This is a genomic window from Nitrospirota bacterium, assembly GCA_020851375.1.
Taxonomy (GTDB): Bacteria; Nitrospirota; 9FT-COMBO-42-15; order HDB-SIOI813; family HDB-SIOI813; genus RBG-16-43-11.
On sequence record JADZCV010000044.1, the window covers coordinates 96,471 to 109,918 of the forward strand.

Consider the following 13,448-nt stretch of genomic DNA (forward strand, 5'->3'; position numbering starts at 1 on the left):
CGTTTACATGGTGATAAGGAAACAAAGACAACTGAGATCTGTCCTTACAGGATTAAAGAGCACTGTGCTGTTTAATGAACCTTTGAGCAGGCATACGTCTTTCAGAATCGGCGGGCCTGCAGAGGCTATGGTATACCCATGCAATGAAACTGAGCTTACGAAGGTGGTACATATAGCCAGGTCTGAAAGGATCCCCCTCTTTGTTTTGGGAAATGGTACAAACATTTTAGCAGGTGACAAAGGTTATCATGGTATCGTGGTATCTTTATCTTCCGCTGATGCCGGAGAATGTTTCAGGCAAATTGTAAAAATAAGGGAAGTCAACGACCAGGTATATATTTATGCAGGCGCAGGGACTGCATTGGCAAAACTGCTTAAATACACGATCCAAAACGGGCTGACCGGCCTTGAGTTCACAGCCGGAATCCCGGGCTCTCTCGGCGGCGCTGTAATTATGAATGCAGGCTCATATGGAAGGGAGATGAAGGACGTACTTGATACAGTCAGGATTATTGACAGAAATGGCATCCCTGCAGATATCCCTGCAAAGGATATATCATTTAAATACAGGGGAGCCGCCATTCATGGGACAGCAGTAACCGGGGCAGTGCTCAGACTGAGCAAAGGCGATCCTGAGAAAATAAAAAAAACCGTGGAAGAAAACATCCGGAGAAAAAGGACGAGTCAGCCTTTGAGCGCGCACAGCGCCGGTTCCATATTCAGGAACCCTGACAGGACAAAGGCATGGGAGCTGATTGATTCAGCGGGTATGAGGACGGCATCTGCCGGCGGGGCATCAGTATCCCCTCTTCATGCCAACTTCATAGTCAACAACGGCAACGCCACTGCAGGAGATGTCCTGTCGCTCATAAAACAGATTGGGCGAAAGATTGAGAAAGACACTGGAACAACACTTGAGCTGGAGGTAAAAATAGTAGGGTCATGATTAGTGACAGGAAAATAGGCGTACTTATGGGCGGCTTGTCATCGGAACGTGAAATATCCCTTAAGACAGGCAGGCTTGTTGCTGCCTCATTAAAAAGGAAGGGTTACAATGTCGCTGCCATTGATGTCGGGAGGGACCTGCCACAGACTTTAATAAATGAGGGAATAGGGGCCGCCTTTATCGCCCTTCATGGCAAATTCGGAGAAGACGGCTGCGTACAGGGACTACTTGAGTTAATGGGCATCCCATATACCGGTTCAGGAGTATCCGCAAGCGCTGTATGCATGGACAAACTGCTGACGAAGGAGATACTGCTCCATCACGGTCTTCCCACACCCAAGTTCTCGGTACTGAATAAAGGTGCAGCAGAAGAGCTTCCTGCAGTGAGATACCCCGTTGTAGTCAAGCCATTGAGGGAGGGTTCTACTATCGGCATCAGTATAGTGCAGGAGAAAACAGGGCTAAAGCCGGCCATTGATAATGCATTCCAATACGGAGATACCATCCTGCTCGAAGAATATATTGCCGGCAGGGAAATCACTGCCGGAATTATCCGTGATACTCCCCTTCCGCTTGTTGAAATTGTCCCCCGCGGTGGATTCTATGACTTCAATACCAAGACAACAGGCGGTATGGCTGAATATATAGTGCCGGCTGAACTACCCTCAGCCGTATCCGGTAATATACAGGACACAGCACTTAAGGCCCACAAGGCGCTGGGTTGTTGTTATGTGTCCCGGGTGGATTTCAGGGTTGATCCTGCAGGGCAGCCATACATACTGGAGGTAAACACAGTGCCGGGCATGACAGATACCAGTCTCCTGCCCAAAGCGGCCGGAGAAGCAGGTATCGGATATGATGAACTTGTGGAAATGATTCTATCGTCGGCTTTTACAGGGAAGGCCAGCAATGTACTTTTCTAAATACAAATCAAAGAAGACTGCCGGAAAAAAGAACAGGATCCGCGGACAGAAGCGTGGCGGTGTGAAAAAAGGCGTTCTCAGATTCCTTATCCTTGCAGCAATTATCATCTCTATAGTTCCTGTGGTATATCTGTCAGACAGCGTATACAGACTGGCGGCAAAAAGACCAGATAACAGGCAGGCGGTTCAGACATCCTACATGGACCGCCACTTCCGCGTGGAATCTGTCAGGGTCTCCGGAAACAACATGGTTACAATGGAAGAATTAAATCCATATCTGCAATCGGCAAAGGGCAGGAATATTCTCAAACTCGATCTCGGGGTATTGGCAGCAAAACTCAGAAACAATCCCTGGATTAAAGATGTGTCTGTCAGGAGGGAGCCGCCGTCTTCTATAGCCGTGAGTATAGTGGAGAGGACGCCGGCAGTATATGTCAACAGCAGGGGCGGTTTGTATCTTGCTGATGAGGAAGGTACTTTGCTGGGAGAAAAGGGCGGCATCACCTTTGGATTGCCGGTTGTTTATGGAATATCGCTTGGCAGCACCAGGGTTGGGGAAAAGAGTAATTCTGAGGCGCTCATGTCAGCCATCCGGGTAAGGAACGAGTTGAGTTCTCTGTCCTGGATAGAACTTCCTCAAACAGCAATAGAGATTGATGAGAGATCAGATATAACCCTTCATATGAGGGGATACAGGGTAAAGCTTGGTCACAACAGATACAGGGATAAGATGCTCAGATTCAATGAAATCGCAAAGGACCTTAATGGAAAGGGTATCTCTTATAAGGAAGTAGACCTGAGATTTGACAACCAGGTGGTTGTTCAGACTCTTTGAAAATTAACGGAGGAAGAGCGTGCGTAAGAAGGAGAATATAATTGCAGCCCTTGATATAGGCACCACAAAGATCTGTGCTATTGCCGCTGAAGTAACGGAAGGCAATAAACTGAGTATAAAAGGAATGGGAACAAGCCCTTCAAAGGGATTGAAAAAAGGGATAATTGTTGACATAGAACAGACGGTTGATTCAATAAGAAAGGCCGTGCAGGAGGCCTGCAAAACATCCGGAGTGGAAATAAAGAATGTCCATACGGGAATTGCCGGCAGTCACATCCTTGGGCTCAACAGCAAAGGCGCCGTCCCCATCAGGAACCAGGAAGTAGCAATGGGTGACGTGGAAAAGGCCCTTGAAACGGCAAGGGCAATAGCAATCCCCCCTGACAGAGAAATATTACATGTTATTCCACAGGAGTTCATCATAGACGGCCAGGATGGCATCAGAAATCCCATCGGGATATCTGGAGTACGGCTCGAAGTGCTGGTTCACATAATTACAGGCGCCATCACCTCTGCCCAAAATATAATCAAGAGCGTAAATAAGGCGGGCATCGATGTCATGGATGTTATCCTCCAGCCGCTGGCCTCAGCTGAAGCTGTCCTGACACAGGATGAAAAGGAGCTTGGGGTGGCCCTCATAGATATTGGCGGTGGTACAACTGATATGGCCCTGATCATAAATGGTTCCGTTAAGCATACTGCAGTCATACCAATAGGCGGCAATTATGTTACAAATGACATTGCATTCGGAGTACGCACCCCATTTACTGAGGCTGAAAACCTTAAAATAAAATATGGATGCGCAATGAAGTCACTGATTATGGAAAATGGTACCATAGAAGTTCAGGATGTCGGAGGCAGGCCTCCCAGGCAGTTATCAAGACATGAGCTGGCCGGAATAATACAGCCAAGGGCAGAAGAGATTTTTGAACTGGCAAAACATGAAATAAAGAAGGCAAATTTTTTTGATGCGCTCTGTTCCGGGATTGTACTGACCGGGGGAAGCAGTATAATGAAAGGCTTACCTGAACTGGCAGAGAAAATTACGGGACTGCCGGTCAGACTGGGAACCCCTGAAAATATATCAGGCAGCATTGCTAATATTAATCATCCTATGTATTCAACTGGTATAGGCATTCTCCTGTATGCAATACAGCAGGAAGGCGTTGATTGCGGAAATTTCGGAAACGGACGCATGGTTGATAATATGTTTAAAAAGATGAAGGGATGGTTCAGGGAATTCTTCTAACACATCATTTTTATTATTCCACAGGAGGGTGCAAATGTTTGAACTTGAGGAAATTATTGAAGTTGGCGCAAGGATCAGGGTTATCGGCGTTGGCGGCTGCGGATGCAATGCTGTAAACAATATGATTGCATCAAAACTGGCAGGAGTTGAATTCATTGCAGTCAACACAGATGTCCAGAACCTTGCGCTATCAAAGGCTAACACGAAATTACAGATAGGGGCCAAACTGACGAGGGGCCTTGGGGCAGGGGCAAACCCTGATATAGGAAGGGATGCTGCGCTGGAAGACGCCGAGGCATTAAGAGAGGTCCTCGCAGAATCTGATATGGTTTTTGTAACCGCAGGAATGGGTGGAGGGACAGGAACAGGCGCTGCACCGGTTATAGCAGAAATCGCAAAGAGCCTGGGGGCATTGACTGTCGCAGTCGTAACAAAACCATTCATGTATGAGATGGGTAAGAGGATTGCTCATGCAAAACGCGGTCTTGAGGAGATGAAAAAGTATGCAGACAGCGTCATTGTTATACCAAACGAAAAGGTCCGCAGCCTCGTAGACAAGTCAACACCCATGCTAAAGGCATTTGAACTTGCCGATGATGTATTGCGGCAGGCTGTTCAGGGAATATCTGATATCATTATCAAACCCGGTTATATAAATGTGGATTTTGCGGATATAAAGACTATCATGAGTCATATGGGCCGTGCGGTTATGGGAATGGGCGTAGGCAGCGGTGAAAACAGGGCTGTTGATGCGTTAAACAAGGCGATAACAAGCCCCCTGCTCGAAGACAGTTCCATCGAAGGTTCCAAGGGAATCCTGATCAATATATCAGGCGGGATGGACCTTGCGCTCAACGAGATTTCGGAGGCATCCCTTATAATAGAGAAGGCTGCTGACAAAGATGCCAATGTAATACTTGGATGCGTAATTGATGAGGCATTGGGAGATAAGGTTGTTGTAACGGTTATTGCCACCGGTTTCAGCGAAGACATGCAGGTGCCTGTTGCCGTGGGCGCTGGGTTTGGAAATGAGTATGAAAAGTCAATTCACAGTCAGAAAGAAATGGAACGGCCGGCATTTACCAGGAAATTCAGCTCTGCTGACTTCAGAAACGAGGCAGTCGGAATAGAAAATAATGAGTTTGACATGCCCGCCTTCTTAAGGAGGAAGGATATCTGAATGCTCCTCTACTTGCCTGAACTGGAAAATTACAGTATTAAACATTTCTTTACAACGAAACAATCTGACTTCAGGGACATGACGCCGTTCGGCAGTAAAGACACGATTCTGACGATAAATCAGGTGCATGGAAATGATATATTTGTAATAGACAAACCTGTGGAAAAGGTTGCCGCTCTGATGAATGCTGCAGCCAGGACACAGGGTGATGCAATTATAACCAATCAGAGGAATATTGGGATAGGAATCGTTACTGCAGATTGCGTCCCGATACTGATTCTTGACCCCGTAAGGTCTGTAATATCAGCAGTGCACGCCGGGTGGAAGGGAACTATAAAGGGTGTCCTGCCGAGGGTCATCCTGGAAATGACAAATAGATTCAGATGCCATGCTGAGGATATAGTGGTTGGCATCGGTCCTGCCATCGGGTCATGTTGTTACACGGTAGGCGGTACAGTAACAGAGCCATTAAAAAGCGCAAACCCTGAATGGGGCAGATATTTAAGGCCGGATGGAGAGGGACAGTCCATGCTTGACCTGGCGGCATTGAACATAAGACAGGTTGAGGATGCAGGTGTCCTGTCAAAGAATGTATTTAACCTGGGCTTATGTACTTCATGTAACAAGGAACTATTCTTTTCATACAGGAGAGACGGGGCCGGGACAGGCAGGATGCTGAGCGGAATCATGCTGAACTAAAAGCGCCAGGTTTGTTATCCAAATTTGTGGGGGGATGAACCACTACGCTACGGGATGGCAGGATCAGCGGAAATTTTCAGGTAAACAATTACGTGCTTCCGGATAACAGAGGCATATGAAAATCCTCCTTAGTCCCCCTTTACAAAGGGGGAAAATAATTCTTCTCTGTATAAAAGAGAGAAATCAGTTCCCCCTTTAGTAAAGGGGGGACAGGGGGGATTTGAACGGGGATTCTCAGGTGAATGATCAGTGATAACCTTCACAACGTAATTGAGCGGATGGCGCACGCGGCAGGGAGGGCCGGACGGAATCCAGAAGATGTGGTTCTGATCGCAGCTTCCAAGGGCGTCGGAATTGACAGGCTCAGGGAAGGATTGTCTGCAGGGATCAGGGTTCTTGGCGAAAGCAAGGTACAGGAGGCTATGCCCAAGATTCAGGCCATTGGAAAAGGGGCTGAATGGCATTTTATCGGGCACCTTCAGGGCAATAAGGTAAAGTATGTTGTTGGTGAATTTACACTTATTCACTCTGCAGACAGCATTGAACTGTCGGAGGCAATAAACAGCAGGGCCGAAAAGACAGGTGTAATTCAAAAAATACTGATAGAAGTAAATGTTTCAGGAGAAAAAGGCAAATTTGGCATCATGCCGGAAAAGGTAAGTGCTGTAACAAAGGCAATCTCAGCATTTCATAATGTCTCACTGAGGGGATTTATGACTATACCCCCATACAGTGATAATCCTGAAGATGCAAGGCCATATTTCAGGATGCTCAGGGAGATAAGGGACAATGTCAGGAATTCCGGGACATGTTATGGTGACTGCAGGGAATTATCCATGGGTATGAGCGGCGATTTTGAAGTGGCGATCGAAGAAGGGGCAACAATGGTCAGGATAGGAACGGCTATTTTCGGAGCAAGGAAAGGAAGATAAATGGCAAAGTATAAGATTTGTATATTGGGAACCGGGAACATGGGTGAGGCCATACTCAGGGGGATACTTACGTCCGGGTTATACCCTAAAAAGGATATCGTTGTAACGGACGTTTCTGAAGAGAGGCTCTCGTATATACATGAACGTTACAATGTAAAAACAACAAAAGATAATGCGCAGGCCGCCTCCTCTTCCAGATATATAATGATTATTGTGAAACCTGCTGTAGTGAAGTCACTTTTAAATGAAATCGCACATTTACTGGATACATCAAAGCTTGTTATATCTGTTGCAGCAGGCATATCTATAAACAATATACGGATGTGGCTGAAAAAGGAACTCCCTGTCATAAGAGTAATGCCCAATATCCCTGTCCTCGTATTGGAGGGGGCTACAGCCATAGCCTCAGGCCCCGGTGTAAGGCACGAAGAGATTGAGGACGTTAAAAAAATATTTGATTCAGTAGGCAAGTCAATACTCCTTGGTGAAGAGTATATCAATGCAGTCACAGGGCTTAGCGGGAGCGGGCCGGCCTACATATTCACTGTCATAGACGCGCTCTCGGACGGCGGAGTAAAAGCAGGACTACCCCGCCAGGCATCCACCCTGCTTGCAGCTCAGACCGTACTTGGAGCAGCGAGGATGGTACTTGAAAGCGGAGAGCATCCTGGAAGGCTTAAAGATATGATAACTTCACCAGGGGGGACAACTATCGAAGGTTTACATACACTTGAAATGTCAGGAATTCGCGGTGCTTTTATCAGCGCAGTCGAACACGCCGCCAAAAAGGCTGAAGAATTGGGAAAGAGGGAATAACTATGTTCGTATTTACTAATTTTATAGCTGCGGTCGCCGATGTAATTAATATAATACTGACAGTCTATATGTATGTAATTATTGCGCGGGCAATCTTGTCATGGGTAAGTCCTGACCCCTATAATCCTATAGTACAGATGCTTTACAAGGTAACAGAGCCTGTCCTGAGTCCGTTAAGACGGCTGATACCTGTGTGGAAAACGGGTCTGGATCTGTCACCTATGATAGCAATATTGATAATATTATTCTTAAAAAGATTTCTTGTGGCATCGCTTAGACAGGCAGCTTACTTTTAAACCTACTGATAACAAACCAGAAGCAGAAAGGGAGGTCCTTGTGGAAAATGGATGGCGCGATTATCAGGGCAGCATCAAAAGACAGAAGAACTTTAGAAAAAAGGGCTTCATTGTCATATCATTAATCCTCGGAATAACATTTCTTGTTACGAGTTCGGCCATTTTGGGAGGCACGGGTATTTCAGGGAAATTCAATTACTCGATTCAGGAGGACAATCTTAACCTGAAATTCACAGAGGACTTCGTTCACATAGAAGGTGGAATTGACCCGCTTTTCAATGACGTTGTTGAAAACAGGGTTGTTAGTAAGTTCGGAGACGATGTACAGGTGATCTACACACTGGATCCGGTACTGCAGGAAAAGGTGACGTCTCTTTTTGAAAAATACAAAGTTCCATACGGGGCATTCGTGGCAATATCACCCCGTACAGGAAAGGTCCTTGCCATGGTTGGCTACTCAGAAAAGGACGGTCCTGACCAGCAGTTCGCTCTCAGGGCAACATATCCGGCTGCATCTGTCTTTAAACTTGTAACAGCTGCGGCTGCCATTGAAAAAGGGAAGGTTGAACCTGATACCGTAATAAATTTCAGTGGAGGGCTTTATTCACTCTCTCCGCGAAACTGGACTGACAATCCCAGGAAAGACAAAAACAAGATAACACTTGCTGATGCTATGGGGAAGTCGTGCAATGTCGCGTTTGCAAAAGTGGCCCTGAAGTGGCTTGAGGCGGATGACCTGCTCAGGTCTGCAGAAAAGTTCGGATTTAACAACTCAATAAACTTCGAATTTCCGGTACAGACAAGCAGGGTATATGTTGAAAATACTGAGTCAAGTATTGCAAAAACAGCGGCCGGGTTTGGCCATGTCACACTTTCGCCGCTGCATGGCGCCCTGATCGCCTCTGCAATTGCAAATAACGGGCGTATGGTTGAGCCAAGGATAGTTGAAAAGATCTTCATTGATGGAAGAGAGGCGTATAACGTTGACATGAAGGAGTGGCCTTCAGGTATTTCCAATAAAACCGCTGATAAGCTCAGGCACATGATGGTTAAGACTGTTGAAAAGGGAACCGCAAGACATGCATTCTACACGCGGCGGGGAGAGGCTTACCTTAAAGACATGGCCGTTGGGGGAAAGACTGGTTCACTGGAAGGCAATGATCCGCAGGGCGATTACAGCTGGTTCATAGGCATGGCGCCACTTGACAATCCGGAGATAGCAGTTGCAGCGCTTGTAATAAATCACCCCAAATGGCAGATTAAGGCCCCGTTTGTCGCAAGGGAAGGCCTTTTGACTTACTTCAACAATAAGGACAAGGGTGCTTCAAAAGAAAAGCTTAAAGTAGCCAGCCTGAGATAAAATGACACAGGGAATCACTGCCAGGCATAAAGGCTTGATAATCATTTCCCGTAATCGAGCCTGAGACATAATAATAAGACAAGGATCGTTAGAATAATAAAGAGCCACGTGCCCAGAAACCAGCCTATTAACGGAATCGTATAATAGAATCCCCGGATGCCAAATGTATAATGAATGCCTGCAGTAGAAAACATCTTCGTAATATAGTCAACGGCGCTCATCTTCATCGTCTCCTCTATCGTTTCCGTGGAGGCGCCAATCAGAATAGCAAGGTAATTCAGGAGGCGTATGCAGAGGGTAAAATTAAGCAGGGAGAGCAGAAACATGATCATAAGGGTTATTAATTTGATAAACACGTGATAATCAGGGAGTGAAATAGTCCCCTTTCCTGTAACAATTCCTGACGTCTGTTCTATATTAATTATGAGATAGAGTATGCTGCCTATAAACACGATGCTCGAAGATGCGAGGAATGAGGCAGCCATATGTATATTGCGAAGTGACTGAACAGCAGTAATTGCATGGCCTGGTCTAAGCATATTTTCCACCCATGTCCTGCGGATTATGTTGATCTTACCTTTAAAGATATTCCTCGGAAGCCTTGATACTTTGAAATAATAGTATGCATGATAAAACAACGTGCATGATACAAAAAGAACCAGTGCCAGGATATCTATTGGGGATAATATCATTTTACGACTCCGTCAAAAATCAATTTCGTGTAACATCTTGTCATGATACACTTCAGGATGTCTCTCTTTGGGTGCAAGCTCTGTAATCTTGGACCCGTACTGCAGGGCCTCGTCATGATGTCCCACATACCACAACCGTATAGGCCCGTTGTCTGAGTGTTCAAATATAAGCCTGTATGTCTCGTCCACCCTGCACTCCATTATACCCTTTCGGCCTGTCCTTAACTGTTTTACCTGGAGAGAAGGATGGCGGTCGCTCTTAAGAAGCAGTATTACGCACTTCCATATCTTTGGCTGGACATTCCTGGGTAACCTGTATGCATTGAGAACAAAGTCATCTGTAAGTGTCAAACTATCTTCCGCCATAATTTTCCATGAATGAATTAACCGTAGAAAATTTCTCCACCACTACTGCTCCATCATTATCAAATTCTACTCTATATGTAAATGGAATTCTATCCATTAAATTATCAAACCTGAGATCTATAAATTCAACAAGGTGATGTCCGTTAGCCATATCCTTAACTACTGCCACAGGAAACCTTGCAAACCACATGTAAAACTCTACGCCTGGCATTTTCTGTGCATTATCAAGCCAGGGAGAGGCAGGCCATTTCTTCCACATTATACCATTCATTTCCCTGCCGGAGTCATGTTGATTATAAATATCCGCAAAACGCTGATAAAGCGTGTCCCCTGAATCAACAAGCAAAACCCATTTGAATGGAGAGAGCGGCTGGGGAAGCGCCGCTATAGTGTGTGCAGAAAGATTTCTTTCCCTTGCCTCCTCGAAGGCCATGGAGACTGCTGTGTTATGACTGAATATGCAGAGTCCAATGTACGGCACCAGAAGGCTTAAAGACATTACGCCAAGTTCCCTGTTATAACTCTTAAACAGGTACGTGAGCAGAAACGGGACCATGAGGATTGCCGTAAAATATGGATCTATGATGAATATGATATCCCATGCGATCCTTTGATCGGAAAGTGGGCTTAAGGCCATAGTTCCAAAGGAGGTTACCAGATCCAGCAGGATGTGACTGAGAAGCGACAGGAAACATAGAAGATAAAAAGATAAAAAGTTTTGCTTCCTGGATACGCGATTAAAAATAAAGGCAAGGATAAGACTAAAAAAAGGCAATAAAATCAGTGAATGTGTAATGCCACGGTGGTGCCTCAGAAAGGTTTCCTCGCCGAATAACCGAAGCAGGAAATCTGAATCAGGCAATGTAGCTGCAATAATACCTGTTGCAGTGCCCCATTTACCAAAACTTTTCGAAAATCCGGCTTTGGCAATAACAGCGCCTGCTAAACCATGTGTAACAGGATCCATACCGTTTCAAGATAAATAGGGACAGCGACTATTTATTCATATTCCGTGCATGCAAATAAATAGTCGCTGTCCCTATTTATCTTTATCCCTCGAATTTCTGGAACAGGATATTGCAGATACTCTCATGTTCACTAAAAAGTTCAGGGGCTTCCTGTCTTATGGAAGATATATCTATTTTCCCCTCCACAATGGCCTTGACTTTCTTAAGGTCTTCAAGATTGGGAAACTCGAAGTCTACTCCTATTGATGTAAATGCCTCGCCTGCATAGTCATAAACAGCCTTTCTCACACTATCCTCCGGCTGAGGCGTCCCTCTCAAGGCCAGAAACTTCATCCTTGTTACAACAAGACAGGCGAGCATCCCTTCACGGGTCGTTTTATTCGAAAGGACACGCTTCGACAATTTCTCTTTCAGTATATCTTCACATGCTTCCATATTCACCCCTTTTTATAGAAAGGACACAGCACTCCATCTTAGAAAATAATCGCCAAGTTTACGCTCAAAAATGCCCAGGTGCAAGGAAGGACTTAAAATTTGAGCCGAGGCGTACTGGTTCGTACGTTGAGGCTCAGATTTTAAGTTCTGACGCCGCAGATGGGCGTTTTTCAGCGTAAACTTAATGGAATGATTCTTCCTCGAAGTCCGCGCACTCCGACACAATTACATCAAATACCACATCCTCAGGGATAAAGACTGAGTCGCTCCCGTCTTCTTCCTGCATTTCCCTAAGCTCCTCAAGCGCCTCATCAAGTGATTCCATCTCCGCAGATGTATCAAGCTCTGCCGGCACCAGGCAACTTGACATATGCTTACACTTTGGGCAAAGGTTCATATCAGACATCACTCCTTTCTTTTTGAGTTGAGTATTTTATATTAAGAAAAAATAAAAGTAAAGATTTATGGAGTTATTTTAACAATTAAAAAAAGACTTGACAAACTAATTAAGCTATAATAGAATTATTCTCAGATTGGAATTATTCTAACTAATGATATGGAAAAGATTATTAATAAATATAAAGACAGCGGCATGCGGCTGACTCCCCAGAGGATTGCAATACTTAAATACCTTGATGGAAATACCAGCCATCCAACTGCTGAGGATATATACAGGGATGTCAGGCGGCACTATCCTACCTTGTCCTTTGCCACAGTATATAATACCCTTCAGACACTGAAGGACCACGGCAGGGTCATGGAAATTACGATTGATCCGGAGAGAAAGCATTATGACCCGAACACAGATCAACATCATCATGTAGTGTGCATCAGGTGCAACAAGATCCGGGATGTATTTGAAGATTATTCCGGGATCCTGAAACTGCCTGCAAGCATGTCAGGAGAGATCAGGGCTGTTGGAGTTCATGTGGATTTCTATGGTATTTGCAGGAGCTGCCATAAAGAGGAAGGGGGGTGATTACTCTGCACTAACACCTGCGGTAATTATGTTTAATCAATATATTAACAATATCTTAAAAGGAGGAAGCAACGATGTCAGAATATTTATCTATAGGACAGATAGTACCAAATTTCGAGATGGAGGTCTTTGATCCCAATAAAAGTGACTTTGGTAAGATTAACCTTGATGAGATTAAAGCGAGGAGGTCATGGACCATACTCTTCTTTTATCCGGCAGATTTTACGTTTGTATGCCCTACTGAGCTCGATGATCTTGCTGACAAGCAAAAACAGCTCAAGGACCTCGGCTGTGATGTTATCGCAGTAAGCACAGATACAAAATTTTCCCACATGGCATGGCAACAGTCTGAAAAGCTGCTTGCCAATGTTAAATATCTGATGGGGGCTGATCCGACCGGCAGGGTCTCGCGGTTGTTTGGGGTTTATGATGAGAATACAGGTCTGGCACTCAGAGGCACATTTATCATCAATCCGGACGGAAAGCTGATTGCATCTGAGATTAACTTCTACAATGTCGGCAGGAATGCTGATGAGCTTCTGAGAAAGATGCAGGCCAATCTGTATCTTTCAGGTCATCCTGATGAGGTCTGCCCTGCAAACTGGCATGAAGGCGAAAAGACTATTAAGCCGTCAGCAAAGATCGTCGGAAAAGTCTACGAGGCAATGAAATAGGGCTATCCATGGGGCTGCCAGGGACACTTGCCCATGGACCACCAGGGGAAGCGTCTCCAATCCGAGCCGTAGCGCCGGGATTCATCACCAGCGCTACG

The 13,448-nt window shown here is 45.5% G+C and carries 17 protein-coding genes; 12 read left to right on the forward strand and 5 right to left on the reverse strand.

The genetic code is table 11. The features are described 5' to 3' along the window. The first annotated feature begins 7 nt into the window (after positions 1 to 7). From murB to IT393_08675, 10 genes are all read left to right on the forward strand, one after another. A complete protein-coding gene (murB, locus tag IT393_08630; protein ID MCC7202705.1) occupies positions 8 to 946 on the forward strand; it encodes a UDP-N-acetylmuramate dehydrogenase in 939 nt (312 codons plus the stop codon). Then, positions 943 to 1,869 carry a D-alanine--D-alanine ligase gene (locus IT393_08635; protein MCC7202706.1) on the forward strand — a complete coding sequence of 309 codons (927 nt, stop codon included), beginning with the start codon at positions 943 to 945 and terminating at the stop codon, positions 1,867 to 1,869. Before murB ends, IT393_08635 begins: the two co-directional genes overlap by 4 nt. Then, positions 1,856 to 2,704, forward strand: a complete 849-nt coding sequence (locus IT393_08640; GenBank protein MCC7202707.1) for an FtsQ-type POTRA domain-containing protein — start codon at positions 1,856 to 1,858, stop codon at positions 2,702 to 2,704. Before IT393_08635 ends, IT393_08640 begins: the two co-directional genes overlap by 14 nt. Before the next feature lie 19 nt (positions 2,705 to 2,723). Next, the gene (gene ftsA, locus IT393_08645) at positions 2,724 to 3,953 is read left to right on the forward strand and encodes a cell division protein FtsA (protein MCC7202708.1); all 1,230 of its coding nucleotides are present in this window, start codon (positions 2,724 to 2,726) and stop codon (positions 3,951 to 3,953) included. Between the two features lie 34 nt (positions 3,954 to 3,987). Beyond that, positions 3,988 to 5,133, forward strand: coding sequence for a cell division protein FtsZ (ftsZ, locus tag IT393_08650; GenBank protein MCC7202709.1), 1,146 nt, complete (start codon positions 3,988 to 3,990; stop codon positions 5,131 to 5,133). Then, on the forward strand, positions 5,134 to 5,832 hold the full coding sequence (gene pgeF, locus IT393_08655; protein ID MCC7202710.1) for a peptidoglycan editing factor PgeF: 699 nt from the start codon (positions 5,134 to 5,136) through the stop codon (positions 5,830 to 5,832). 242 nt (positions 5,833 to 6,074) lie between these two features. Next, positions 6,075 to 6,764 carry a YggS family pyridoxal phosphate-dependent enzyme gene (locus IT393_08660; protein ID MCC7202711.1) on the forward strand — a complete coding sequence of 230 codons (690 nt, stop codon included), beginning with the start codon at positions 6,075 to 6,077 and terminating at the stop codon, positions 6,762 to 6,764. Continuing rightward, a complete protein-coding gene (proC, locus tag IT393_08665) occupies positions 6,765 to 7,580 on the forward strand; it encodes a pyrroline-5-carboxylate reductase (protein MCC7202712.1) in 816 nt (271 codons plus the stop codon). It begins immediately after the preceding gene. A gap of 2 nt (positions 7,581 to 7,582) precedes the next feature. Further along, positions 7,583 to 7,876 (forward strand): YggT family protein, encoded by a 294-nt coding sequence (locus IT393_08670; GenBank protein ID MCC7202713.1) that lies wholly within the window; start codon positions 7,583 to 7,585, stop codon positions 7,874 to 7,876. Next, positions 7,842 to 9,236, forward strand: a complete 1,395-nt coding sequence (locus tag IT393_08675) for a penicillin-binding protein (GenBank protein ID MCC7202714.1) — start codon at positions 7,842 to 7,844, stop codon at positions 9,234 to 9,236. The genes IT393_08670 and IT393_08675 overlap by 35 nt, the downstream gene beginning before the upstream one ends. A 41-nt stretch (positions 9,237 to 9,277) precedes the next feature. On the opposite strand, the gene IT393_08680 is transcribed toward IT393_08675, so the two are convergent. The 5 genes from IT393_08680 to IT393_08700 all read right to left on the reverse strand — a co-directional run bounded on the left by IT393_08680 (position 9,278) and on the right by IT393_08700 (position 12,067). Further along, positions 9,278 to 9,928 (reverse strand): DUF599 domain-containing protein, encoded by a 651-nt coding sequence (locus IT393_08680; protein MCC7202715.1) that lies wholly within the window; start codon positions 9,926 to 9,928, stop codon positions 9,278 to 9,280. A 12-nt stretch (positions 9,929 to 9,940) separates the two neighbouring features. Continuing rightward, on the reverse strand, positions 9,941 to 10,294 hold the full coding sequence (locus tag IT393_08685; GenBank protein ID MCC7202716.1) for a hypothetical protein: 354 nt from the start codon (positions 10,292 to 10,294) through the stop codon (positions 9,941 to 9,943). After that, positions 10,281 to 11,261 carry a metal-dependent hydrolase gene (locus tag IT393_08690; protein MCC7202717.1) on the reverse strand — a complete coding sequence of 327 codons (981 nt, stop codon included), beginning with the start codon at positions 11,259 to 11,261 and terminating at the stop codon, positions 10,281 to 10,283. Before IT393_08690 ends, IT393_08685 begins: the two co-directional genes overlap by 14 nt. 82 nt (positions 11,262 to 11,343) lie before the next feature. Further along, a complete protein-coding gene (locus IT393_08695) occupies positions 11,344 to 11,697 on the reverse strand; it encodes a hypothetical protein (GenBank protein ID MCC7202718.1) in 354 nt (117 codons plus the stop codon). Between the two features lie 181 nt (positions 11,698 to 11,878). Further along, entirely contained in the window at positions 11,879 to 12,067 is a 189-nt protein-coding gene (locus IT393_08700) for a hypothetical protein (GenBank protein MCC7202719.1), read from the reverse strand. Between the two features lie 186 nt (positions 12,068 to 12,253). Here IT393_08700 and IT393_08705 point away from each other — a divergent pair, with 186 nt between their 5' ends. Then, on the forward strand, positions 12,254 to 12,676 hold the full coding sequence (locus tag IT393_08705) for a transcriptional repressor (protein MCC7202720.1): 423 nt from the start codon (positions 12,254 to 12,256) through the stop codon (positions 12,674 to 12,676). Between the two features lie 74 nt (positions 12,677 to 12,750). Further along, positions 12,751 to 13,350 carry a redoxin domain-containing protein gene (locus IT393_08710; protein ID MCC7202721.1) on the forward strand — a complete coding sequence of 200 codons (600 nt, stop codon included), beginning with the start codon at positions 12,751 to 12,753 and terminating at the stop codon, positions 13,348 to 13,350. The last annotated feature ends 98 nt before the right edge of the window (positions 13,351 to 13,448 follow it).